Raw genomic sequence first — 24,486 nt, 5'->3', positions numbered from 1 at the left:
GCGCGTTTTACCACTCATCCCAAGCCGTCGCCAGCGATATGCGATATCGCTCCCGGCGGTTTTTTTATGCGTGTCGTTATTCTTTTATGGCGTCTTGCCGGTGCGGTCATCTGATTCATGCAAAGCAGTAGTGAGCTTTTTCCCGTTTCCCTGATGAGTGCCGAGCTGCGTGGCGATCTCAGTGAAGACGTCTATCTTCTCAAGCCCAACAACAGCCCGGATTCCAGCGTCGAGCTGGCCTTGACCCGGCTCGGTCGCGCAGGGGCGGAAGGCGAGCGCGGCGTGCCCGTGGTATTGCTGCACGGCAGCTTTTCCAATCGGCGCTTCTGGTATTCGCCCAAGGGCATTGGCCTGGGGCCTTACCTGGCGCGCGCGGGATTCGATGTGTGGATCGCCGAAATGCGCGGCCACGGCCTGTCGCCACGCAACGAAGGCTACCGCGACAACAACGTGGCGCAGTACGTGCGTTACGACCTGCCGGCGATTGCCGATTTCATTTTTGAACAGACCGGGCAGGCGCCACATTGGCTGGGGCACTCGCTTGGTGGCGTAGTTCTGGCGGCGGCGCTGGGCGGCAGCTACCTGCAAACCTCACGCGCGCGTTCGGCAGCACTGTTCGGCAGCCAGGTCAGCCGCATCTACTGGCCGCTCAAATTACCGCCGTTGGAGTGGGGGGCGCGCCTGCTGCTGCGCAGCTTTCCCTACTTGTCCGGGCGGCGCCTGAAGCGCGGCCCGGAAGACGAACCCATCGGGCTGGCACTGGAAACCCTGCGTTGGCTCAAGCTGTTCGGGCGTTTCGGTGATGCCGATCAGGATTGGTGGGCGGGGCTGACTCAGGTGCGCGTGCCGATTCTGGCGGTAGGAGCTGCGGCCGATCAGCAGGATCCAGCCTGGGCATGTCGCAAGCTGCTGGAACAGTGCAGTGCGGCGCCGTCGCAGTTCTTACTGCTGGGCAAGGAGAACGGCTTCTCCAGTGACTTTGGCCACATCGAAATGCTGGTCAGCAAGGACGCGCAACGTGAGGTGTGGTCACTGGTCGAGTATTGGCTGCAGCATCTGCAATTGCCTGATGGTTTTGCCGAGCCGTTGCCCAGTGAGGGGCTTTGAAGGGCCAAGCGTTTCTTCGGCGGGTGCTTAACGGTAAGATGTGACGCGCAGCGCCTGCCTGGTCATTTCCCGGGCTGCTGCCGTTTCGCTGTTCGCTTTGCTCGAGCACTTGGCCGTTGTGCAACGTGAATTGCCCCGCTTTCAGCAGGCCATGCAGATGACTGCCTGCCCCACCCTACGTCGAGAGGAGTTCTGCCATGCACTACATCACCCCTGATCTGTGCGATGCCTATCCGGAACTGGTTCAGGTCGTCGAGCCGATGTTCGCCAACTACGGCGGCCGCGATTCTTTCGGCGGTCAGATCGTCACCATCAAGTGCCATGAAGACAACTCGCTGGTGAAGGAGCAGGTCGATCTGCCTGGTCAGGGCAAGGTCCTGGTCGTGGATGGCGGCGGTTCCCTGCGACGTGCGCTGCTCGGTGACATGCTGGCCGAGAAGGCCGCCAAGAACGGCTGGGAAGGCATCGTCGTATATGGCTGCATTCGTGATGTGGATGTCATCGCACAGACCGTTCTGGGCGTGCAGGCGCTGGCCAGTCATCCGATGAAAACCGACAAGCGCGGCATCGGCGATCTGAATGTGCCCGTCAGCTTTGGCGGCGTGACCTTCAAACCGGGCGATTATCTGTACGCCGACAACAACGGCATCATCGTTTCCCCGCAAGCCCTGAGCATGCCGGAATAAGCCGATGCAGGATCAGGATTCGGCGTTGCTGCATGCCTTCGTGCTCGATGGTCGGGGCGGTGCACACAGCATCACTCGCCATGAACTGGATGGCCTGCAGTTAGGCGAGCAGGAAAGCCTGTGGCTGCACTGGGATCGCGGCCAGGAGCAGTCACAGCGCTGGTTACGTGAGCACAGCGGGCTGGATGAATTCAGCTGCAACCTGCTGCTCGAGGAAAATACCCGGCCGCGTCTATTGCCCCTGCCCGATGATGAGCTGCTGTTGTTCTTGCGCGGGGTCAACCGTAATCCAGGCGCAGAACCGGAAGACATGGTTTCGGTACGTATCTTCGCTGATGCCCGGCGGGTGATCTCCCTGCGTCAGCGTCCACTGCACGCAACCGATGCATTGATTGCTGATCTGCTCGCGGGCAAGGGGCCGAAGACGTCGTCCGAGCTGCTCCTGGAGCTCGCCCGTCACCTCACCAGTCGCGTCGATGATCTGATCGCCGAGTTGAGCGAGCAGCTCGATGTCGAAGAGGATCGTCTGGACGCTGACGAGCGCTATCGTCCCGATCACGGCCTGGTGTTGCAGGTGCGTCGGCGTGCGGCCAGTTTGCGTCGGTTTCTCGCGCCGCAGCGCGATCTCTACGCGCAGCTGGTGCGTAATCGACAGCCCTGGTTCGTCGAGGACGACGGTGACTACTGGAACGAGCTTAACAATCGCCTGACCCGCTATCTGGAAGAGCTGGAGCTGATTCGCGAGCGCGTCGGCCTGGTACTGGAAGCTGAGAATCAGCGCCTTGCAGAGCGGATGAACCGCATCATGTACCGTTTTACCGTGATCGCCGGCATGTTCCTGCCGCTGACTTTTCTCACGGGGCTGCTGGGCATCAATGTCGGCGGGATTCCAGGCTCCGAAAGCCCGATCGGCTTCTTTATCGCCTGTGGCCTGATGATCCTTCTGGCGCTGGGTCAACTGCTGCTTTTTCGACGTTGGCGTTGGCTGTGATGTGTGACTCATCCGCCGGCTACTGCGTCTAGCCGTGACATCCCGTGAGGTGCGCATGCACGATCCATTTGAAGAGTCTCTACGCGATTTGCTCAAGTCCTCGTCGTCCAGCCATGACGACGATGCTTGCCTGCACCGGGTTCTCAAGACCGCCAACCGCCAGGTCGGCGCTGGTGACCTGTTCAGCCTGGTAGGCCACTGGGCGCAGGCCCTGATGATCGCCCTGAACAACGGTTCGGCGCATGTCGCGCCGGTTTCGCGCCGTACCCAATCCTCTGCTTCTGCTGATAAGGCTGACTGAAATGGAACTCGATCCCTGGACCCAAAGCCTGATCTCCGCGATGACCGCATTGTGGGCCAAGGTTGCTGGCTTCATCCCCAATCTGTTCGTGGCGCTGGTACTGGTATTGCTTGGCTTCGTCGTGGCCAAGTTGCTCGACACGCTGCTGTCCAAGCTGCTTGGCAAGGTTGGCCTGGACCGTTTGATGACCGGTACCGGCCTGACCAAGCTGCTGGCGCGCGTCGGCATTCATGCGTCGGTATCGACCCTGATCGGCAAGATCGTTTACTGGTTCGTGCTGCTGATCTTCCTGGTGTCTGCCGCTGAATCGCTCGGTCTGCAACGTGTTTCCGCGACCCTTGACGTGCTGGCGCTGTATCTGCCCAAGGTGTTCGGCGCGGCGCTGGTGCTGCTGGCTGGCGTGCTCCTGGCGCAACTGGTCAGCAGCCTAGTGCGTGGCGCCGCCGAAGGCGTCGGCCTGGAGTATGCCAACGGCTTGGGACGTGTGGCACAGGGCCTGGTGATCATCATCAGCATCTCGGTGGCCATCGGTCAGCTGGAAATCAAGACCGACCTGCTCAACAACGTCATCGCCATCGTACTGATCTCCGTTGGCCTGGCGGTCGCGCTGGCATTGGGCCTGGGTAGCCGCGATATCGCCAGCCAGATTCTCGCTGGCATTTATGTGCGCGAGCTGTATCAGGTCGGGCAACATGTGCAGGTGGGTGAGGTCGAAGGCCAGATCGAAGAGATCGGCACAGTGAAAACCACCCTGTTGACTGATACCGGTGAGCTGGTATCGGTGGCCAATCGAGTGATGCTCGAGCAACGCGTGAACAGTCGCTGACGCCAATCTGTTATTTTATGCAGCTGCCCGACAGGCGTGACCTGTCGGGCACTTTTCGTCCTGACTGTCGGCCCGACTCGTTTTGAACAAAGCTCAAGCCCTGCCAACGCGCTACGACCCCCGCGAGCTCACCGATGAAGAGCTGGTGGCACGCGCCCACGACGAGCTGTTTCATATCACTCGTGCTTATGAAGAGCTGATGAGACGCTACCAGCGCACATTATTTAACGTGTGTGCGCGTTATTTAGGGAACGAAAGGGATGCTGACGATGTCTGTCAGGAGGTGATGCTCAAGGTTCTCTATGGCCTGAAGAACTTTGAGGGTAAGTCCAAGTTCAAGACTTGGCTCTATAGCATCACCTACAACGAATGCATTACTCAGTATCGAAAAGAGCGGCGCAAGCGTCGATTGATTGACGCCTTGAGTTTGGATCCGCTCGAAGAAGCTTCCGACGACAAGACACCCAAAGTCGAGGAGCGAGGCGGTTTGGATCGCTGGTTGGTTCATGTCAACCCGATCGATCGCGAGATTCTGGTGCTACGTTTTGTCGCAGAGCTCGAGTTTCAAGAGATTGCCGACATCATGCACATGGGCTTGAGCGCAACGAAGATGCGCTACAAGCGCGCTTTGGATCGGTTGCGGGACAAATTTTCGGAAACTTCCGAAACTTAGTTCAGCTTGCCGACCACTAAGGGAGTGGCGAAACCTGCTAAAATCGCCGCCAAGTTGCCGCCTGAAGTTAACGGCGACTTATTAACCACCAAGATGGGGATTTAACGGATGAAAGTAAAAAACACCTTGGGCGTAGTCATTGGCTCTCTCGTTGCCGCAACCTCCTTCGGCGCGCTGGCGCAAGGCCAAGGCGCTGTCGAGGTGGAGGGCTTCGTCAATCGCTACTTCACCGACGTTCAGCGCGATTTCGCTCACGACGAAGGCAACCTGTTCGGTGGCAGCATCGGCTACTACCTGACCGACGACGTCGAGCTGGCGCTGTCCTATGGCGAGTACCATGACCTGCGTGGTGAAGGTTCGCAAGGCAGCAAGAACATCAAGGGCAACCTGACCGACCTGAAGGCCATCTACCACTTCGGTCAGCCGGGTGTTGGTCTGCGTCCGTACGTCTCTGCCGGTTTCGGCCATCAGAGCATCGGCGACGCCAACAGCGGTGGTCGTAACCACTCCACCCTGGCTATCGCTGGAGCTGGTGCCAAGTACTACTTCACCGAAATGTTCTACGCCCGTGCTGGCGTTGACGCTCTGTACAACATCGACCAGAGCGACACCGAGTGGCAAGCTGGCGTGGGTGTTGGTCTGAACTTCGGTGGTGGCAGCAAGCCTGCTCCGGCTCCGGTCGTAGCTGCTGCACCCGAGCCGATGCCTGAGCCTGCTCCGGAGCCGGCTCTGGAAACCGTTCGTGTTGAGCTGGACGTCAAGTTCGACTTCGACAAAGACCTCGTCAAAGAAGAAAGCTACGGCGACATCAAGAACCTGGCTGACTTCATGAACCAGTACCCGCAGACCACCACCACCGTTGAAGGTCACACTGACTCCGTCGGTTCTGACGCTTACAACCAGGGTTTGTCCGAGCGTCGCGCCAACGCCGTGCGTAACGTACTGGTCAACCAGTACGGTGTAGATGGCAACCGCGTCAACGCTGTTGGCTACGGCGAAACCCGCCCGGTAGCTGACAACGCCACCGACGCCGGTCGCGCTATCAACCGTCGCGTTGAAGCTGAAGTGGAAGCCCAGATCCAGCAGTAATGCTTCTGGTGCTGTAAGAGAAACCCGGCTTCGGCCGGGTTTCTTTTTTCTGGGATAAAAGCCCGCAATGGGCAATGCCAGCCACACCGCGTCGATTTACCCAGGTGTTGGAGCTGCGCCTCGCAGCGAATCGCAGGCAATGACTGCGTAGCGCTCAGGCATGCAGACGCTGGGGCATGCTGAGCGAGCTGCTGGCGCGGACGACTTCGCCGATCACCAGAATAGCCGGGCTCTTCAGGGCGAATGCTGCCGCGTCATGCTGCATGGCCGCGAGGCTGCTGCGGCATTCGCGTTGCTCGGGTAACGAGGCGTTCTCGATCATCGCTACCGGCATTTCGCCGCGCATACCGCCGGCGAGCAACCCGATCTGGATGTCCGCCAGCTTGGCGACGCCCATATAGACCACCAATGTGGTGCCGCTCTGGGCCAGTGCCGCCCAGTTCAGGCTGCTGTCGTCCTGGGTGTGGGCGGTGACCAGGGTCACGCCACGGGCCACACCGCGCAGGGTCAGAGGAATGCCGCAGTTGGTGGCACCGGCCAGCCCGGCGGTGATGCCGTTGACCATCTCCACTTCGATGCCGTGCTCGCCGAGCCACTCGGCTTCCTCGCTGCCGCGGCCGAAGATGCACGGATCACCGCCTTTGAGGCGCACCACGCACTTGCCCTGGCGTGCATAGCGCAGCATCAGGCGATGGATGAAGGCCTGCGGGGTGGAGCGACAACCGCCGCGCTTGCCCACCGAGACGATACGCGCGCCGGGGCAGTGCTCCAGTACGGCCGGGTTGACCAGATCGTCGATCATCACGATCTCGGCCTGATTCAGCGCCTTGACCGCCTTGAGCGTCAGCAGCTCGGGATCACCAGGGCCAGCACCTACCAGCCAGACTTTTGCGCTCATGTTCACCACCTCTCTCGTGTCACGTGCCGGCGTTTGCCGCTGGTTCCCACGCTCCGGCGCGGGAACGGATTCGGGGACGCTCTGCGATCAATTCATGCGTTCACTGCAGTGGACTGTTGCGCCAACAGGCGTTTGATTTCGGGTACGCAGGAGCCGCAGCTGGTGCCGCACTTGAGCGTTTGTTTGAGGCCATCGAGATCCAGGCCACGCTCGATGCCGGCGCACACCGCGCCTTCGCTGACGTTCAGGCAGTTGCACAGGGTCTTGCCGCGTGTGTTGGCGCTGGCGTTGCCCGGCGGCACGGAGAGGGGGGCCAGCAGCCAGCGGCGCAGATCGGCGTCGGCCTGGCCATCCAGCCACAGGCTTCTGAGCCATTCGCTGGCAGCGGTTTCGCCGGCCAGGCGGATGCTGACGATGCGACCGTCCTCGATGCGAACGCGCTTGCCCACCGCGCGGCGCGGGTCGTCGTAGGCCAGCACTGGGCCCTGGTTCAGGCGCAGTAGGCGGTCGATCTGCGCCAGCAGCTCGGGCTGCGGCGCCACGGCGCTGGCGGCGCGGATCAGCAGAGCGGGGCGCTCGCGACCGGTGGGGGTGAGGCTGGCGTAGGCGAAGTCCTCGAACAGCGGGCGCAGGGCCTCGAAGCGGCTCTGCACCTCGCCTTCGACCAGGGCGAACAGTTGCCAGGGCAGCTCGACCTTGTCCACCTCAACACCAGCATGCTTGAGCTCCGGTTGTTTGGATAACGGATCGAAAGCCGGCTGGGTCAGAACGTTGGTGCCCAAACCCTTGAGGAAGCGGTCGCCCCAGTGCATCGGCAGCCAGGCCTGACCGGGGCGCACCGATTCGTCGGTTTGTACCGGCAGGATCAGACTGCCGCGACGGCTGCGCAGCTTGATCAGATCGCCGTCCTGCAGGCGGCGGCGACGCAGCTCATCCGGATGCAGGCCGAGCACGGCGGCCTCGACATGGCCGAACAGGCGTGCGGCGGTGCCGGTGCGGCTCATGCCGTGCCACTGGTCGCGCAGGCGGCCGGTGTTGAGGGTGAGCGAATAGCGCGCCTCGCGTTTTTCCTTCGGCGCGCGATACGGGTCGGCATGGAACTGCGCGCGCCCACTGGTGGTGGGGAAGCGGCCGTCGGCATAGAGCCGCGCGGTGCCCTGGCGCGCGCCAGGTGCAAACGGCCACTGTTGCGGACCTAGGTTATCCAGCAGCGCGTAGCTCAGCCCCGAGAGGTCAAGGTCGCGCTGGGCGGTCAGGTGCTTGTATTCCTCGAACAGCGCTTCGCTGTCGGCGAAATCGAACAGGCTGGGCAGGCCGGGGCGCAGCAGCGTTTCCAGGCGACGGGCAAAGTCGCAGGTGATCGACCAATCGGGCCGCGCCTCTGCGGGCGCTGGCACGGCGCGGCGTACGTGGCTGACGCGGCGCTCGGAGTTGGTCACCGTGCCTTCCTTCTCGCCCCAACTGGCGGCGGGCAGCAGCAGATCGGCGTAACGGCAGGTCTCGGTGGTGCAAAAGGCTTCCTGCACCACGACGAAGGGACAGGCGGCCAGAGCCTCGTGCACCTTGTTCTGGTTCGGCAGCGATTGGGCCGGGTTGGTGCAGGCGATCCACAACGCCTTGATACGGCCGTCGTGCACCGCATCGAACAGCTCGATGGCGGACAGCCCGGGCGTCTCCGGCAGGGCGTCGACGCCCCAGTAGGTAGCGACTTCGGCGCGGTGTTCGGCATTGCCAGCCTCGCGGTGGCCAGGCAGCAGGTTGCTCAGGCTGCCGGTTTCGCGGCCGCCCATGGCATTGGGCTGGCCGGTCAGCGAGAAGGGGCCGGCGCCGGGCTTGCCGATTTGCCCGGTGGCCAGGTGCAGGTTGATCAGCGCGCTGTTCTTCGCGCTGCCAGACGAGGACTGGTTGAGCCCCATGCACCACAGCGAGAGGAAGGAGGGCGCACGGCCGATCAGCTCGGCGCAGCGCTGCAGGCTGTCCAGGCTGATGCCGCAGATGTCGGCGGTGGCCGCCGGGCTGTAGTCGCGCACCAGGTTCTTCAGCGCCTCGAAGCCTTCGGTATGGGCGTCGATATAGCGGCGGTCGATCCAGCCTTCCCACAGCAGGATATGCAGGATGCCGTGAAACAGCGCCACGTCGGTGCCGGGTAGGATCGCCAGGTGCAGGTCGGCCAGCTCGCAGGTGTCGGTGCGCCGCGGATCAATGACGATGATCTGCATCTCGGGGCGGCGAGCCTTGGCTTCTTCCAGGCGGCGGAACAGCACCGGGTGGGCGTAGGCCATGTTGGAGCCGGCGATCAGCAGGCAGTCGCTTCGCTCGATGTCTTCGTAACTGCAGGGCGGGGCGTCGGCGCCGAGGCTGCGCTTGTAGCCGACCACCGCGCTGGACATGCACAGGCGCGAGTTGGAGTCGATGTTATGAGTGCCGACCAGGGCACGGGCCAACTTGTTGAAGGCGTAGTAGTCCTCGGTCAGCAACTGGCCGGAGATATAGAAGGCCACGCTGTCCGGGCCGTGCTCGCGGATGGTCTCGGCGAACACCGCCGCGGCGTGGTCCAGGGCGCTGTCCCAGTCCGTGCGTGAACGTGCCAGGCCCTTGCCCAGGCGCAACTCGGGGTAGAGGGCACGGGCGTCGAGGTCGCCGGTCAGGTGCAGGGTCGAGCCTTTGCTGCAAAGCTTGCCGAAGTTGGCCGGGTGGCTGGGGTCGCCGGCGACGCCGAGGATCTTCTCGCCGTCGTGCTCGATCAGCACGCCGCAGCCCACGCCGCAGTAGCAGCAGGTGGAGGCGGTGACTTGAGTGGGGCTGGCCATGTTCGGAGCTCCTGAGGCGCGGGGAAGTTCTGGTGGGAGGGGCTTCAGCCGCGACCGTCGCCGCTGAAGCGCCTCCCACAGGGCTGGCTAGTTGCGTTGCGCGAATGCCAGCAACACGCGGCCGCTCTCCACCTTGGCATGGTGCCGATGGGCGCAGCCCACGTCCGGCGCCACGGCCTCGCCGGACTCCAGCTCGATCTGCCAGTTATGCAGCGGGCAGGCCACGCGCTTGCCGTAGATCAGCCCCTGGGACAGCGGCCCGCCCTTGTGCGGGCAGCGGTCGTCGAGGGCGAATACTTCATCGTTACTGGTGCGGAAGATGGCGATATCGCCTTTCGGCCCGGCGATGATGCGCGAGCCGAGTACGTTGATCTCTTCCAGGGCGCAGATATCCAGCCAGTTCATACGGTGGCCTCCTCGATTTGCACGACCTTGATGGTGTCGAACTCTTTCTTCAGTTGCGGCGTCTCGATGCGTTCCTTCCACGGGTCCTGCTCGAACGACAGGGCGTAGTGCAGGCGTGCGGCCAGGGCCTTGCGATTGGCTTCGTCTTCCAGCACCGCCTTCTTGATGTGCTCCATGCCGACGCGCTGCAGGTAGTGCACGGTGCGCTCGAGGTAGAAGGCCTCCTCGCGGTACAGCTGGAGGAAGGCGGCGTTGTACTCGCGCACTTCCTCGGCGGTCTTGACCTTGACGAAGAACTCGGCCACCTCGGTCTTGATCCCGCCGTTGCCGCCGATATACATCTCGAAACCGGAATCCACACCGATGATGCCGACGTCCTTGATGCCGGCCTCGGAGCAGTTGCGCGGGCACCCGGAGACCGCCAGCTTGACCTTGTGCGGCGACCACATGTTGAACAGGTCGTGCTCCAGGTCGATGCCCAGCTGAGTGGAGTTCTGCGTGCCGAAGCGGCAGAACTCGCTGCCGACGCAGGTCTTCACCGTGCGGATGGACTTGCCGTAGGCGTGGCCGGAAGGCATGTCCAGATCCTTCCACACCGCTGGCAGGTCGTCTTTCTTGATGCCCAGGAGGTCGATGCGTTGGCCGCCGGTGACCTTGACCATGGGCACGTTGTACTTGTCGGCCACATCGGCGATGCGGCGCAGCTCGGAGGGATTGGTCACGCCGCCCCACATACGCGGAACAACGGAATACGTCCCGTCCTTCTGGATATTGGCGTGGGCGCGTTCGTTGATCAGGCGCGACTGCGGGTCGTCCTTGGCCTCGCCCGGCCAGGTGGAGATCAGGTAGTAGTTGAGCGCCGGGCGGCAGGTGGCGCAGCCGTTGGGCGTGCTCCAGTTGAGAAAGGCCATGGTCTGCGCCATCGACGTCAGGTGCTGCTCGCGGATGGCCTTGCGAATCTGCCCGTGGTTGAGGTCGCTGCAGCCGCAGATGGCCTTCTCGCTCTTGGGCTTGACGTCGGCGGCGCCGCCGACGGTGCTGATCAGGATCTGCTCGACCAGGCCGGCGCAGGAGCCGCAGGAACTGGCGGCCTTGGTGTGCTTCTTGACCTCGTCGACCGAGAACAGGCCATTTTCCTGGATGGCCTTGACGATGGTGCCCTTGCACACGCCGTTGCAGCCGCAGATTTCCATGCTGTCGGGCATGTTGGCGGTCTTGTCGGCGCCCTGATGGCCGACGTCGCCGATGGCACCTTCACCAAACATCAGGTGGTCGCGGATCTCGCTGACGTTGTGATTCTCACGGATCTGGCGGAAGTACCAGCCGCCGTCGGCGGTGTCGCCGTACAGGCAGGCGCCGACCAGCACGTCGTCCTTGATCACCAGCTTCTTGTACACGCCGCCGATGGGGTCCGACAGCGTTATCGTTTCCGTTCCCTCGCCGCCCATAAATTCGCCGGCGGAGAACAGGTCGATACCGGTGACCTTGAGTTTGGTCGAGGTCACCGAGCCCTGATAGCGGGAGAAACCGAGCTGGGCCAGGTGATTGGCGCAGACCTTGGCCTGCTCGAACAGCGGCGCCACCAGACCATAGGCGATGCCGCGGTGACTGGCGCACTCGCCGATGGCATAGATGCGCGGGTCATAGGTCTGCATGGTGTCGTTGACCAGGATGCCGCGGTTGCAGGCGATGCCGGCGCTCTCGGCCAGTTCGCTGTTGGGGCGGATGCCGGCGGCCATCACCACCAGGTCGGCGGGAATCACTTCGCCGTCCTTGAATTTCACCGCGCAGACGCGGCCTTCGCCGTTGTCCAGCAGTTCAGCGGTGTGCTTGGGCAGGAGGAACTTCAGGCCGCGGTCTTCCAGGGATTTCTGCAGCAAACGGCCTGCGGTGCTATCGAGCTGGCGCTCCAGTAGCCAGTCGCCGATATGCACCACGGTGACGTCCATGCCGCGCAGCTTGAGGCCGTTGGCCGCTTCCAGGCCGAGCAGGCCGCCGCCGATGACCACCGCGTGCTTATGAGTCTTGGCGGTGTCCATCATCATCTGGGTGTCGGCAATGTCGCGATAGCCGATCACGCCCTGCAGGTCCTTGCCCGGAATCGGCAGGATGAAGGGGTTGGAGCCGGTGGCGATAAGCAGGCGGTCGTACTCGGCCTCGCTGCCATCGTCGGCGATCACCAGGCGCTTCTTGCGGTCGATCTTGACCACCTTGCGCCCCAGCAGCAGCTTGATGTCGTTTTCCGCGTACCAGTTGAGATCGTTGAGCACGATCTCCTCGAAGGTCTGTTCGCCAGCCAGCACCGGCGAGAGCAGGATGCGGTTGTAGTTGGGGTGCGGCTCGGCGCCGAACACGGTGATGTCGTAGAGATCGGGGGCGAGCTTGAGCAGCTCCTCGAGGGTGCGTACACCCGCCATGCCGTTGCCGATCATCACCAGCTTGAGTTTTTGCATGCCGGCCATCTCCTGAAGAAAAATCACGGTCGAAAAAATTGTCGGGAGCAATTTTTAACGTCGCTCCGCGACGGCTCGAAGAGTGGCCGCCAGGGATGGCAGGCCATAAAAAACAAAAAAGGCGTCCCGCTAGTCACCTAGCGAGGACGCCTTTGTCCAGGTCCCGTTCTATCGGGAAGTGCAGCCTTCGTCGTTGAAGGTCGCACTTTATGTGGTTTGTGGTAGTTGTGAATGCAGCCCTTGTGCCAACTCGATCAAATCACGGTTTTTCAGGCTTTTCAGTCACTTGGGTGAAGCTGGTGAGTGGGTTTGTGCACCGTTGAGAGGCGCTTTGCGCTGCTTTAGTGCGGGATGGGCTATTTGAGCAGGAGGAACGCCAGCAGCAGGTTGAGCAGCAGCGACACCAGCGCCACGCTGCGCCACACCAGCAGTGGCTCGCGCTCCAGCAGCGGTCGTGGGTGGTTGTTCAGGGACTGGCGCTCGCCACTTTCCAGTGCCAGCAGCCACTCCTCGGCGGTCTCGAAGCGCTGCGCTGGGGCGGCGGCTACCGCGCGGTTCAAGACCTCATCGAGCCAGGCAGGCAAGTCCGGGCGGTAGCGGCTGGCCGGTGTCGGTTGGCCGAAGCGCGGGTGCTGGAAGGCTTCGACTTCGCCATATGGATAGTGTCCGGTAAGCAGGTGATAGAGCGTCACGCCCGCGGCGTAGAGGTCCTGCTGCGCACTGGGCGGGCTGCCGGCAAAGGCTTCGGGGGCAATATAGCTGGGCGTGCCGGGCAGGCTGTGGGCCTCGTCGCGGGTCAGGCCCGGGCAGTAGGCCAGGCCGAAGTCGAGCACGCGCAGTTCGCCGTCGTCGCCGAGCAGCAGATTCTCGGGCTTGATGTCGCGGTGGATGATATTGCGCCTGTGCAACAGGCCGAGTGCCTTGATCAGGCGCGGCGCCAGGTCCTGCCAGTCGGCCAGGCTCAGTGGGCCATGCTGCTGCAGGCGCGCGGCCAGGGTCTGGCCGGCATATTCGCGCTGCACGTAATACAGATGCTGGCGCTGCGGTAGGGCATGCAGCTCGGGAAAGTGACGACCGGCGACGCGGCGCAGGAACCATTCCTCCTGCAGCAGCGCCGGGCCGGCCTGCTCCTCGCCGGCGCGGCTGGGCGGCAGGGTCTTGAGCAGCCAGGGCTGGTGGTCCGCGTCGCGCACCCGGTAGATCAGCGACTGGCGCGATTCGCCGAGCAGGCCTTCGACCTGCAAGCCTTCGAACTCCTGGCCTTCACGCAGGCGCGGCGGCAGAGGCCAATGTTCGAGCTGGGCCAGGGTGTCGGCCAGCGCGGCTTCTGGGAGCTGCTCGACGTGCACCAGCAGGGCGCTGGCGTTGTCCTGGCTGCCGGCGTGATGCGCCTCGTCGACCAGTGCCTGGCAGATCGCTTCGGCGTCATCGTCTCGTTGCAGCAACTCGCCGATGCGCTTGTCGTTAAGGCACGCCCAGACGCCGTCGCTGACCAGCAGGAAACGGTCGCCGGCCTGCAGCTCGCCGTCGCGGTAGTCCACCGCCAGGTGTTGATCCAGACCCATGGCGCGCTTGAGCACGTGCTGCATGCCCGGCTGTTCCCACACATGGTCCTCGGTCAGGCGCAGCAACTGGCCGTTGCGCCACAGGTAGGCGCGGCTGTCGCCGATGTGCGCCAGGGTGTAGCGCCGCCCGCGCAGCACCAGGGCGGTGAGAGTGGTCAGCAGCGGCTGGCCGCCGCCGTTGGCCTGTAGCCAGCGGTTATGCGCAATGAGCAGGCGGTCCAGACTGTGCTGCACCGGCCAGGTTTCCGGGGTGGAGTAGTAATCCAGTGCCAGCGCCTGCAGGGTCGCGCGTGCGGCCAGGCCGCCGTCGGCGCACTGGCTGACGCCATCGGCCAGACCGAGCAGGTAGCCCTTGCTGGCGGCCAGGGCCGGCGCCGGGGTAACCACACGCAGCGCGTCCTGGTTCTCGCTGCGCGGGCCGATGGCGCTGGTTTCGCCGATGCTCAGTTGCAGGGCCATGATGCGGTTTCCGTAGATCTTTGGACCGTAGGGTGCGCCGTGCGTACCAGGCTCGACGCAAATCGCTGGTGCACGCGGCGCACCCTACGCAGTGTGGCCGGTCGTTGAGGGCTCGCTCACACCCGTGCGGCGGTCACCGCGGCGCTACCCCAGGTGGTGCGCCAGCGCTGCTTGACCCCATGCAGGCCGACCCAGGCCAGCACGCCGAGGCTGGCGAACAGCCAGAGGCCCAGCTGGTAGTCACCGGTGTGCTGCTTGATGGTGCCCAGGCCTGCAGCGAGGAAGAAACCACCGATGCCGCCGGCCATGCCGATCAACCCGGTCATCACGCCGATTTCCCTGCGAAAACGCTGCGGTACCAGCTGGAACACCGCGCCATTGCCAGCACCAAGGCCGAGCATGGCGGCGACGAAAAAGGCCAGGGCAGCGGTCGCGCTGGGCAGGTTGAAACCCACCACGGCAATGCACAGCGAGGCGATGGTGTACATCATCAGCAGCGTGCGAATGCCGCCGATGCGGTCGGCCAGAGCGCCGCCCAGCGGGCGCAGCAGGCTGCCGGCGCAGACGCAGGCGGCGGTGTAGTAGCCGGCGGTCACCGGGTTCAGCCCGTACTGGTCGCTGAAGTAGCCGGGCAGGGCGCTGGCCAGGCCGATGAAGCCGCCGAAGGTGACGCTGTAGAAGAACATGAACCACCAGCTGTCGCGATCGCCGAGGGCCTTGAGGTAGTCGCCGAAGGCCTTGGGCTTGGGTCGTTCCGGCGCATTCTTGGCCACCAGGGCGAAGATCACCAGGGTCGCCAGCAGCGGGATCAGCGCCCAGCCGAACACGTTCTGCCAGCCGGACAGCGCGGCCAGGCCGGGGGCGAACAACGCCGCCAGCACGGTGCCGGAGTTACCGGCGCCGGCGATGCCCATGGCCTTGCCCTGGTGCTCCGGCGGGTACCACTGCGAGGCCAGCGGCAGGGCCACGGCGAACGCCGCGCCGGCGAAGCCGAGGAACAGGCCGAGCAGCAGCGCCTGCTCGTAGCTGCCGATGCCGATCTGCCAGGCGCAAAACAGCGCGACTATCACCACCACCTGGCCGAGCAGGCCGGCGGTCTTTGGCGACAGGCGGTCGGCGAGAAAGCCCATCAGCAGACGCAGCACGGCGCCGGCGAGAATCGGCGTGGCCACCATCAGGCCGCGTTGCTGGGCGTTGAGGTCGAGGTCGGTAGCGATCTGCACCGCCAGTGGGCCGAGCAGGTACCAGACCATGAAGCTCAGGTCGAAATAGAGGAAGGCAGCAAACAGGGTGGGGGCGTGGCCGGCTTTCCAGAAACTTGTATTCATCGATCACCTCATCAGCGAGAAGGAGCCCGGCCAGGCGCGGCGAACCGTGGTCGTGGACACGGCGGCCGCGTCTGCCGGGAAGGCCGTGCACTTGTGGTGCAGAGCCCTGCGGCCGAAGCCACAGCAGGTTTGCGCGATTGCGGTGCAGGCTCGGATCGCGATGCCTGCGCCGGCCCCGGTCACTGGGGCGAACACGAAAAAAAACGCCGCTTCACCACAGGCCATGAAGGCGAGGTGAGGCGACGTCTTTGTCGTGAGGGAGGTGGCCGCCGTTGGCTACCTGGTGCGAGGGAATAAGCAAGAGCCGAGCCAACCGAGCAGAGGCCCTGGGATCAGGCGCTACGCACCTTCAATACGCGCAGTACTGCCGTAAAACGAGGCGTTTGCGCCGTCTATGCCCCCGAATGGGGCGATCGCTGCGTACTGAGAGTGGCTTGAGACTGGACGCTGGAAAGTTGGGCAACGCTGGTTGCGTGAGTGGGTAGCGGCGCGGTCAGCAGGGCGAGTGCCAGCAGATTGCTGAGCAGCCCCGCCTGACGGGCACGGCGGTAGGTGTCGGTCATCCTCGATCCCCCCTTTTTTCTGTTCTGACCTAGGCGTAGCAGACGAATGACAATGTGTCACGTTATTAGCAGCAATAACTGTGCAAGTTTGCAGACGCCTGTTCGCCCGTAGCCCTGAAGCATTGGTATCGCTGAGTCAGTCGAGCCGATTGACCTTGGGGAACTTGGCGCTGAAGGATTCCGGCATCGGCACCACCTTCGACTGCAGATAATCGAAGAACACGAAGCCGGACTTGGCCATGGCCACCAGCGCACCATCGGCCGGACGGGTGATGCGGAAGGTGATATCGCCGCCATAGCGGTTGAAGTCCATCACCCCGACCTCGAACAGTAACTGGTCGCGTGCATGAGCCTCTGCGCGGTAAGTGGTGGCCAGGTCGGTGACAATGATACTGGTGCCTTTGCCGTCGGTTTCGCGAATGCCGAACTCGAAGAGGAAACGCGCACGCGCCTCGGAAATCATCGAGATCATCGAGTCGTTGCCCAAGTGGTTGGCGCCGTTGATGTCGGTGACGCGTACGGTCAGGTGAGTGCTGTAGCAGTACTGGTCTTCGGGAAAATCGAGGGTCAGGCGTGCCATGGTCGAGCCTTGGTCGAGGGGGGGCGGCGATTGTAACCTCAGCGATGCAGGCTGTTGAGGTGATGGAAGGTGACGCGGCCGCCTTCGGTGTCTGGCCCGTAATTGTCCTGAATGTAGGCGCCGGCCTTGAAATACAGGTATTGCTTGCTCCAACTGATGCTCAACTGGCGGTAGAGCGAGCCGTCGTCGCCATCCGCGCTGGCCACGCTGATACCGATGCGTCCGCTGGGCGTAACCCGCAGGTCGTAGCCGAAGCGCTCGCCAAGCTGGATGTTCTCGGCCAGCAGGATGTTCTGCACCTCGCTGTCGCCTGGGCGGGCGCGCAGCAGTGCCTCCACCCGGCCAACACCTCGTCGATAGTGATATTGCAGCTTGAGCAACGGGTCGTTCTGGCTGCCTGACGCGTCAGTGCTGTGGATCTGACCGATCACCACCTTGTTGCGGCTGGGCACCTGGTCGACCTGCAGCACGGCACTGAGATAGCTGTCCGAACTGGCATGCAGCCAGTTATCGAGTGTGCCGTCGTGCTGGGTTTCGCGCAGTTCGCTACGCGGATAGCGGGCATCGGGCGTGGTCGAACCGGTGACCGGTACCCAGAAGGTCACGCTGCCGTCGGCATTGCGGCGAAAGTAACGGCTCTCGTAGCCGTTGTTCAGGCGCTGGGTGGTGATGGTGATGGGCGTCGGTTCGGTGGGAATCGACAGATTCCAGGTGCTGAGGTCGAGCACGGGATTCTCTGCTTGTCAGTTGAGGACATTCGTTCGTCCCTGCGATGAGCCAGAGGTTCAACCGCTCCAGCCCTTGAGCCAGAGCGGTTGCCGGTACTCAGGCGGCAGGCCGCTGCTGACGCTGGTAGAGGAACTCGAGCACGGAGGTGCGATAGGCGTGGTACTGCGGGTCGTTGGCGAGAGCCAGTCGATCACGCGGACGAGGCAACTCGACGGTGAGGATTTCACCGACAGTGGCGGCCGGGCCGTTGGTCATCATCACGATGCGATCGGACAGCAATACGGCCTCGTCCACGTCATGGGTGACCATCACCACCGTGCTCTGGGTTTCGCCGACGATACGCAGCAGCTCGTCCTGCAGGTGCGCGCGGGTCAGGGCGTCGAGGGCACCGAACGGCTCGTCCATCAACAGCACCTTGGGCTCCATGGCCAAGGCGCGGGCGATGCCGACCCGCTGCTTCATGCCCCCGGAAATTTCGTTGGGATGCTTGTGCATGGCGTGCGCCAGGCCAACCATGTTCAGCGCCTGTTCGGTACGAGCCTTGAGCTGCTCCTTGTTCTCGTGTTCGCCGAACACGCGTTCCACTGCCAGGTGCACATTGCCGAAGCAGGTCATCCACGGCAGCAGGCTGTGGTTCTGGAACACCACGGCGCGCTCCGGGCCGGGGCCGTCGATTTCGCGACCGTTGCAGATCAGGCCGCCCTCGTTGGCATCGAGCAGGCCGGCGATCAGGTTGAGCACCGTCGACTTGCCACAGCCGGAGTGGCCGATCAGCGCGACGAACTCGCCGCGGGCGATGCTCAGGTTGACGTCTGCCAGTGCCTGGAAGCGGCCTTTCTTGGTGTCGAAGTGCTTGCTGACAGCGGTCAGCTCCACGAATTTGTCCATCGGAGTTCTCCCGTTCTGGCGCCGTGCCCCGGATTTAATCAGAGACACTTTCATTTAAAACAAATACTTGGCGTCTACTGTTAAACTGATTTGCAAGCTCGCGTAGCCCAATGCAATTCGGGGAAACGGAGATCGCGTTCCCTGATTGCATCTCATTGGGCTACGAGTTGGCCGAACGCGCCTCTTCAGCTTGCGTAGTCAAAGCGTTTGGCGATCAACAGCAGCATCTGCTCCAGCGCCAGGCCAACCAGGCCGACGATGATGATGGCGATGAGAATGTGCTCGACGTTGAGGTTGTTCCATTCGTCCCACACCCAGAAGCCCAGGCCGATGCCGCCGGTGAGCATCTCCGCGGCGACGATCACCAGCCAGGCCACGCCGATGGCCAGGCGGATGCCGGTCATCAGGTGCGGCAGCACGGCGGGAAACAGGATGCGCGTCAGCACCTTGAACTCCGACAGCTTCAGCACGCGGGCCACGTTCAGGTAGTCCTGCGGCACGCTGGCCACGCCGGCGGCGGTGTTGAGGATGATCGGCCAGATCGAGCTGATGAAGATCACCCAGATCGACGCCGGGCCGGCCGCCTCGAACACCAGCAGGCCAATAGGCAGCCAGGCCAGCGGCGAGACCGGGCGCAGCAAGCTGATGATCGGCGCGAGCATGCCGGCGAGGAAGGCGAAGCGGCCGATGGCGAACCCCAGGGGAATGCCCACCAGCGCCGCCAGGCCGAAGCCGACGCCGACGCGGCCGAGCGAGTTGAGGATGTTCCAGCCAATCCCCATGTCGTTGGGGCCGTTGTCGTAGAAAGGATCAGCGAACAGCACCAGCGCGGCTTGCCAGGTGCTCAAGGGGCCGGGCAGGCCCTCGCTGTACTGCGCCAGCAACGACCAGAAGCCGATAAAGGCGAGAATGCCGAGGAGCGGCGCGATGCTGGTCTTGCACAGGTTGCCCAGGGTTTCGACACTCGGTAGCAGGGCCGTGGGCGAAAAGCGCGGTTTGACGCTGTCCGGCAGAGGCGTTTTCAGGGGCGCATTCATATCGACCTCCGATCAGGCTTTGATGGTAAAGGAGTCGGCGTAGGCGGCTGGATTGCTGCCGTCCCAGACCACACCGTCGATCAATGTGCTGCTGCGCAGCGGGCTGCTCGGCACGGCCAGCTTGAGGGCGCCGGCCGCCTCGGCGTAGAGCACGGTCTGGTTGACCTGGGCGGCCACGGCGGCGTAATCCGGCGCCTCCTTGAGCAGGCCCCAGCGCTTGAACTGGGTGAGGAACCACATGCCGTCGGAGTGATAGGGAAAGTTGACGCTGCCGTCCTTGCAGAAGGCCATGGCGTGTTCGTCCTTCCAGCTGTTGCCGAGGCCGTCCTCGTACTGGGCGAGAAAGCGCGGCTCGATCACCTGCACCGGCGCGTTGACGTAGGCCTTGCCGGAAATCAGTTTGGCGGTGCTCTTGCGGTTCTCCTCGCTGGCCTCGATAAAGCGGCTGGCATCGAGAATCGCCATGATCAGTGCGCGCGCTGCGTTGGGATACTGCTCGATAAAGGCGCGGGTGGTGCCGAGCACCTTCTCCGGGTGGTCCGGCCAGATCTGCTGGGTGGTGGTGGCGGTGAAGCCGATCTTATCGAAGATCGCCCGCGCGCCCCAGGGCTCGCCGACGCAGAAACCGTCCATATTGCCGACGCGCATATTGGCGACCATCTGCGGCGGCGGCACGACGATGGTCTTCACATCGCTCATGGGGTTGATGCCGACACTGGCCAGCCAGTAATACAGCCACATGGCGTGGGTACCGGTGGGGAATGTTTGGGCGAAGGTCAGCGGATTACCGCCTTTTTTCACGTGTTCGGCCAGTTGCGCGCCGTTGGTCACACCGGCCTCACGCAGTTGCTTGGAGAGGGTGATGGCCTGGCCATTCTGGTTCAGCCCCATCAGCACTGCCATGTCCCGCTGCGGCCCGGCCAGGCCGAGCTGGGCGCCGTACATCATGCCGTAGAGCACATGGGCAGCATCCAGTTCGCCGGTGTTGAGCTTGTCGCGCACGCCGGCCCAGGAGGCCTCCTTGCTCGGGTTGATGGTCAGGCCGTATTTCTCGCCAAAACCCTGGGTGGCGGCGACCACTACTGAAGCGCAGTCAGTCAGGGGGATGAAGCCGACGTTCAGCGCGGCTTTCTCCGGCGCATCGGAGCCGGCCGCCCAGGCTGCGCTGCGTAGCGAAGCTGGCGCCGACAGGCCGAGTGCGGCGATGCCGCTTACGGCGCCGGCCAGAGCGATGGATTGCTTGAGGAAATTGCGGCGGCTGGTGGCCAGGGGCTTGTTCGAATCACGATCGGTCATGAGTCTAATCCTTGTCAGGCGCATAAACAAAAACGGCGTACGCCAGGCCGCCTCGATGAGAGGAAGGTGACCTGACGGACGCCGTTGTCCGTGATCCTCGGCCCGCCGCCGTTGGCGTGCTACGCAGGATGGTTGACAGGGACTTAGCAAGGGGCTTGCCAGCTTTCGTGCACAGCGGCCGAGTAGCGGCATGTGGCACCTGGCAGGTAGGGGCCGGATGCCGGCTTTCCAGAGGCTAGCTGTTTAGGATCAATAAGTTGCAGCTGAATTCTGAGAGGATTTTGAAGTGTGTGGAGCGAGCGCAGGCTTGGCTCACCCCACATGCTTCTGAGCCAATGCCGTGCATGAGTGGGCGCCGCTGAGCCTTTTTGGTTCGTATCGTAGGCTCAGGATGCCGGTTGAACGCGCGCCTCCTCGACGAAGTCGCGCAGCCAGCGCAGCACTTCGACGGCTTCCCAGCGAGCTGGATCGAACAGCGCATAGGCCAGCCCCTGATAGCCGACCACATCCAGTTGCCGATGGTAGCCGGCGCGCTGCAGCAGCGCCTCGATCTCGGCGAAGCAGGTGTTGAAGTGCTGACGATTGAAAGGGGTGCGGCTCTCGGTGACGATGCCCTCGAGCTGCAGATCCTCGACCATCTCGTGTACCCGCTCCAGCGGCATGCGGTTCACTCGGTGTTTTAGCTGCAGTACGTCCAGCATGATGGCGCTCCTGTGCAATCGATCATTTACCTGCGATATAGCCTAATCGAAAAATACTGTACAAATAAACAGTATTGAGTGATATTGGCCTCACTTAGGCGACAACAACCCGTCCACCACCTGAAGGTGGGCGCCTTGCGAGGGGGGTATTGGCAATGCAACAGATGCTGATGACGATTGTGCTATTGGCCCTGCTGAGCGGCTGCGCGCAACCGCAGATTGATCGGCCACAGGCCAACGGTGCCTATCTGGTGATCGAGGGCGAACAGGCCTGGGCCGTGCTGGTCTCCGATGGCCAGCGCGTCGAGGAGACGGGCATAGTGCTCGACGTGATTCGACTGCCCAGCCATCACTCCAACATTGCCGCCAGTTACGTGATTGAAACGCCCAACTGCGGCAAGTTGCAGTGGCTGACCGAACGCCATGGCGCAGCAGAGGGGGAAACCACGCTGTTGCCGGCCGCCTTCAACGAGCAACTGAGCAAGCCCGGCTGCGTGCTCGCGCAAGGCCTGAGCCGAGCCTGGACGGCCCTGGATTATTCCGGCTGACCCGTAGGGTGCGCCGCGCGCACCGACATTCGCCGGCGGGTTAATTGGCGAGACGCGCAAAGAAAAAGCGCCGCGACCTCAACGGAAGCGGCGCTTTTCATTTATGGGTTACCGAATGCTTACAGCAGGTGTTGCTTGTCCATCTCGATAGCGGCATCGAGTGTTTCCAGCAGCGCCTTGCGCACCTTCAGCTTGGTGTTCTTGTGCGCGGTCATGTTGATCTTCTTCATCTGCTGCGCAACCGCCTGAGTGGTAGCCAGCAATTGTTCGGCCGGCACCACCTTGTCCAGGAAGCCGGCCTCTACCGCGCCAGCCGGGTCGAACATCTCGCCATTGATCACCGAACGGTGGAACGCCGACTTGCGCAGACGATCACGGGCCAGCTCGATACCGACGTGGTGCATGGTCATGCCGATCTGTACTTCATTCAGGCCGATATTGAACGGACCTTCCACACCGATACGGTAATCGGCCGACAGCAGGATGAAAGCACCCTTGGCCACGGCATGACCCGGGCAGGCGACGATGATCGGGTAGGGGTGGGCGAGCATGCGTCGCGCAAGCGTGGAGCCAGCAGCCACCAGGTTGATTGCATTCTGCGGGCCGGATGTCATCACCTTCAGGTCATAGCCGCCGGAAAGAATCCCCGGCTGGCCAGTGATGACGACGATGGCGCGATCCTGCTCGGCGCGGTCGAGGGCGGCATTGAACGCAGCGATCACGTCAGGCGAGATGGCATTGACCTTACCATTGCTCAGGGTGAGGGTGGCGATGCCGTCTTCGAGTTGATAGCTGATCAGGTCGCTCATGGCGGTTTTCCTTGTTGGAGCCTTGGGGGCGAATGTTGGCAGAAGGTACTCAGCCGAAGCGCTCTGGTAAAGCGCCGCGGCTGACTGGCTGGTCAGTGTTTTTGCCTATCGCGGCGATGCCGGATGGCAATTGGTCGAACGCAAAGCCAGGCCTTTAAGGTGAGCAGCGAACCGAAGGAGCTGCCCCATGAACACTCTCTACTCCATCCTTTATATGGTCACTGTGACCGGCCTGCTGCTGGCATCGGTCGTGCTCAGCGAAACCCTCTACCTGCGCAGCCCATCCGGCGTGCTGCTGCTATTCGGCTTGGGTCTGCTCATGTCCCTGGGTTTTCTGCTGTTCGGCCACATTCGCTTCGACGAGCAGCCCTGCGAGAAGCGCGAGGAAAACCCGCTTCGCTCTTAAGCGCATGAATCCTTTAAAAAAAATTTGCCATCGGGAAAACATTCGACTACATTATCGCGCCTCGACGGGGTAAACGCTAAAACGTCGAGATCCGGTGAAGTGTCCGAGTGGTTGAAGGAGCACGCCTGGAAAGTGTGTATACGGGAAACCGTATCAAGAGTTCGAATCTCTTCTTCACCGCCACTTTCAATAAGCCCTTGATTTTCTTAGAGAATCAGGGGTTTTTTGTTTCAGCTAGACGCCTTTCTGATCCCATAGGTACAGAAGGGTGGTACAGATGCACGTCATGACCAAGCCGTGGAAGCATCCTCGTTCGGGGATTTTTTACCTCTGCCGTGAAGTCCCCGAAGACATCTGACAGATCATCGGTAAGCGCGAATGGAAGGTCTCACTCAGAACCCGAGACTTCGCCACTGCCCGTCCTCGTTTCGCATCGGAGCTGATCCGTTGTGAGGACATCTTCTTCCCAGCCAGAGAGCAACTCGCTGGCCGTCCACGAGTTCTAGCCTCTGATGCCCCCAAGCTCGCCGATAGGTGGGCGCAAGCTGTGCTTGAGTCATGGGAAGGCAAGCCGGAGGATCTCACCGATTTTCTGATCCAGCCTCTTGATGGCGATGACGCCACCGGTGTCCAGCTTGCCTGTGATGTTGTCGATAGCAGCAGCTACAAGGCTCGCCAGAACGCTGTAGAAGGGTTCATGAAGTCGGTGCTGGCTGAGCACCATTTGCCTGTTCCTGATGCCTCTGAGCCCGCCTACAGGTCTCTGGTGGATGCGTTCTACAGCCGCTGGTGTGACCTCTGCAGGATGGCACTGGCGCGCTTTGCAGGTGACTGGCGAGAAGCCATGGAGCTTCCGTTCGTTGAGAAGTCACTCGCGGTGGAGCAGAAGGTTGCAGAGAACAAGCTGAGCGGCCCCAGGCTTTCAGAAGTCTTCCGTAAATGGGCGGATGACAAGCGCCTGACCGATGGCGATACCCGCAGCACCAACAAGACCATCTCCGAGTTTGGCGCAACGGTCACGCGCTTCGTTGAGCTATACGGCGACCTTCATGTACCCCGGATCACCCGTGCGCTTTGCCAGGAGGTCAAGACGGCACTGAGCAAGCTGCCGACAAAGGGCGAGGCATTCGCGGGCTGGCTGCTCCGGAATTGATTGCCAAGGCTGAGGCGGAGTAACCGCTCCATAAACCCCGTCCTGGCGGACGGGTTTTTTCAGGAAGCAGAGGCAGAAGCTGGCGAGCAGTTCCACGGCAGCAGCGCTTCGTAATCCTCGATGCTACTGGCGGTCGGCAGGCGTTCAAGGATGTGGCGCAACCAGGCGTAAGGCTCTTGCCCGTT

The 24,486-nt window shown here is 62.7% G+C and carries 24 protein-coding genes, 1 tRNA gene and 1 pseudogene; 12 read left to right on the top strand and 14 right to left on the bottom strand.

From position 1 onward, the window contains the following. Positions 1-117: 117 nt before the first annotated feature. From DBO86_RS04760 to DBO86_RS04730, 7 genes are all read left to right on the top strand, one after another. Complete coding sequence (locus tag DBO86_RS04760) at positions 118-1,107, top strand: alpha/beta fold hydrolase (RefSeq protein WP_108233106.1); 990 nt, start codon at positions 118-120, stop codon at positions 1,105-1,107. Positions 1,108-1,304: 197 nt separating this feature from the next. Beyond that, positions 1,305-1,793, top strand: coding sequence for a ribonuclease E activity regulator RraA (gene rraA / locus DBO86_RS04755; protein ID WP_104728913.1), 489 nt, complete (start codon positions 1,305-1,307; stop codon positions 1,791-1,793). Between the two features lie 4 nt (positions 1,794-1,797). Then, complete coding sequence (locus DBO86_RS04750; protein ID WP_108233105.1) at positions 1,798-2,784, top strand: zinc transporter ZntB; 987 nt, start codon at positions 1,798-1,800, stop codon at positions 2,782-2,784. Positions 2,785-2,839: 55 nt separating this feature from the next. Further along, positions 2,840-3,085: a hypothetical protein gene (locus DBO86_RS04745; protein WP_017676816.1), complete on the top strand. Its 246-nt coding sequence runs from the start codon at positions 2,840-2,842 to the stop codon at positions 3,083-3,085. Between the two features lies 1 nt (position 3,086). Further along, positions 3,087-3,911: a mechanosensitive ion channel family protein gene (locus DBO86_RS04740; protein WP_104728917.1), complete on the top strand. Its 825-nt coding sequence runs from the start codon at positions 3,087-3,089 to the stop codon at positions 3,909-3,911. 82 nt (positions 3,912-3,993) lie between these two features. Beyond that, complete coding sequence (sigX, locus tag DBO86_RS04735) at positions 3,994-4,584, top strand: RNA polymerase sigma factor SigX (protein ID WP_104728919.1); 591 nt, start codon at positions 3,994-3,996, stop codon at positions 4,582-4,584. 108 nt (positions 4,585-4,692) lie between these two features. Then, positions 4,693-5,673, top strand: a complete 981-nt coding sequence (locus DBO86_RS04730) for an OmpA family protein (protein ID WP_108233104.1) — start codon at positions 4,693-4,695, stop codon at positions 5,671-5,673. A gap of 154 nt (positions 5,674-5,827) precedes the next feature. Here DBO86_RS04730 and cobA read toward each other — a convergent pair whose 3' ends face one another. From cobA to DBO86_RS04665, 12 genes are all read right to left on the bottom strand, one after another. Further along, entirely contained in the window at positions 5,828-6,571 is a 744-nt protein-coding gene (cobA, locus tag DBO86_RS04725) for a uroporphyrinogen-III C-methyltransferase (protein ID WP_003460072.1), read from the bottom strand. A gap of 92 nt (positions 6,572-6,663) precedes the next feature. Next, positions 6,664-9,381, bottom strand: a complete 2,718-nt coding sequence (locus tag DBO86_RS04720; protein WP_108233103.1) for a nitrate reductase — start codon at positions 9,379-9,381, stop codon at positions 6,664-6,666. Between the two features lie 87 nt (positions 9,382-9,468). Continuing rightward, positions 9,469-9,786, bottom strand: coding sequence for a nitrite reductase small subunit NirD (gene nirD / locus DBO86_RS04715; RefSeq protein ID WP_003460074.1), 318 nt, complete (start codon positions 9,784-9,786; stop codon positions 9,469-9,471). Continuing rightward, a complete protein-coding gene (gene nirB / locus DBO86_RS04710; RefSeq protein ID WP_003460075.1) occupies positions 9,783-12,239 on the bottom strand; it encodes a nitrite reductase large subunit NirB in 2,457 nt (818 codons plus the stop codon). The genes nirD and nirB overlap by 4 nt, the downstream gene beginning before the upstream one ends. Positions 12,240-12,595: 356 nt before the next feature. After that, the gene (locus DBO86_RS04705) at positions 12,596-14,263 is read right to left on the bottom strand and encodes a bifunctional protein-serine/threonine kinase/phosphatase (protein WP_108233102.1); all 1,668 of its coding nucleotides are present in this window, start codon (positions 14,261-14,263) and stop codon (positions 12,596-12,598) included. 116 nt (positions 14,264-14,379) lie between these two features. Continuing rightward, positions 14,380-15,591 (bottom strand): nitrate/nitrite transporter, encoded by a 1,212-nt coding sequence (locus tag DBO86_RS04700; RefSeq protein ID WP_108233101.1) that lies wholly within the window; start codon positions 15,589-15,591, stop codon positions 14,380-14,382. A 699-nt stretch (positions 15,592-16,290) separates the two neighbouring features. Next, on the bottom strand, positions 16,291-16,734 hold the full coding sequence (locus DBO86_RS04690; protein ID WP_104729778.1) for a thioesterase family protein: 444 nt from the start codon (positions 16,732-16,734) through the stop codon (positions 16,291-16,293). A 38-nt stretch (positions 16,735-16,772) separates the two neighbouring features. Beyond that, the gene (locus DBO86_RS04685) at positions 16,773-17,462 is read right to left on the bottom strand and encodes a polysaccharide lyase family 7 protein (RefSeq protein WP_108233099.1); all 690 of its coding nucleotides are present in this window, start codon (positions 17,460-17,462) and stop codon (positions 16,773-16,775) included. 97 nt (positions 17,463-17,559) lie between these two features. After that, positions 17,560-18,351: an ABC transporter ATP-binding protein gene (locus DBO86_RS04680; RefSeq protein ID WP_074858265.1), complete on the bottom strand. Its 792-nt coding sequence runs from the start codon at positions 18,349-18,351 to the stop codon at positions 17,560-17,562. A 185-nt stretch (positions 18,352-18,536) separates the two neighbouring features. After that, positions 18,537-19,388, bottom strand: coding sequence for a nitrate ABC transporter permease (gene ntrB, locus DBO86_RS04675; protein WP_003460086.1), 852 nt, complete (start codon positions 19,386-19,388; stop codon positions 18,537-18,539). A gap of 12 nt (positions 19,389-19,400) precedes the next feature. Next, entirely contained in the window at positions 19,401-20,684 is a 1,284-nt protein-coding gene (locus DBO86_RS04670) for a CmpA/NrtA family ABC transporter substrate-binding protein (protein ID WP_108233098.1), read from the bottom strand. Between the two features lie 386 nt (positions 20,685-21,070). Continuing rightward, positions 21,071-21,385 (bottom strand): hypothetical protein, encoded by a 315-nt coding sequence (locus DBO86_RS04665; RefSeq protein ID WP_003460090.1) that lies wholly within the window; start codon positions 21,383-21,385, stop codon positions 21,071-21,073. 155 nt (positions 21,386-21,540) lie between these two features. Here DBO86_RS04665 and DBO86_RS04660 point away from each other — a divergent pair, with 155 nt between their 5' ends. Beyond that, positions 21,541-21,933, top strand: a complete 393-nt coding sequence (locus DBO86_RS04660; protein WP_003460092.1) for a hypothetical protein — start codon at positions 21,541-21,543, stop codon at positions 21,931-21,933. A gap of 119 nt (positions 21,934-22,052) precedes the next feature. On the opposite strand, the gene DBO86_RS04655 is transcribed toward DBO86_RS04660, so the two are convergent. Further along, the gene (locus DBO86_RS04655; RefSeq protein WP_003460095.1) at positions 22,053-22,742 is read right to left on the bottom strand and encodes a crotonase/enoyl-CoA hydratase family protein; all 690 of its coding nucleotides are present in this window, start codon (positions 22,740-22,742) and stop codon (positions 22,053-22,055) included. A 187-nt stretch (positions 22,743-22,929) separates the two neighbouring features. Here DBO86_RS04655 and DBO86_RS04650 point away from each other — a divergent pair, with 187 nt between their 5' ends. From DBO86_RS04650 to DBO86_RS25795, 4 genes and pseudogenes are all read left to right on the top strand, one after another. Then, entirely contained in the window at positions 22,930-23,148 is a 219-nt protein-coding gene (locus DBO86_RS04650) for a hypothetical protein (protein WP_003460096.1), read from the top strand. Between the two features lie 93 nt (positions 23,149-23,241). Continuing rightward, positions 23,242-23,331 (top strand) — tRNA-Ser (locus tag DBO86_RS04645). Positions 23,332-23,509: 178 nt separating this feature from the next. Further along, positions 23,510-23,602: pseudogene (locus DBO86_RS27210) on the top strand (DUF6538 domain-containing protein); the annotation flags it as partial. Positions 23,603-23,695: 93 nt separating this feature from the next. Beyond that, positions 23,696-24,301 carry a hypothetical protein gene (locus tag DBO86_RS25795; RefSeq protein WP_146173185.1) on the top strand — a complete coding sequence of 202 codons (606 nt, stop codon included), beginning with the start codon at positions 23,696-23,698 and terminating at the stop codon, positions 24,299-24,301. 59 nt (positions 24,302-24,360) lie between these two features. On the opposite strand, the gene DBO86_RS04635 is transcribed toward DBO86_RS25795, so the two are convergent. Then, positions 24,361-24,486, bottom strand: a 126-nt coding sequence (locus DBO86_RS04635; protein ID WP_146173184.1) for a transposase domain-containing protein, incomplete at its 5' end; no start/stop codon positions are given.

Origin of the sequence: Ectopseudomonas oleovorans (genome assembly GCF_003052605.1) — a bacterium.
Taxonomy (GTDB): Bacteria; Pseudomonadota; Gammaproteobacteria; order Pseudomonadales; family Pseudomonadaceae; genus Aquipseudomonas; species Aquipseudomonas oleovorans_A.
This window is presented reverse-complemented; position numbering and strand designations above follow the sequence as displayed.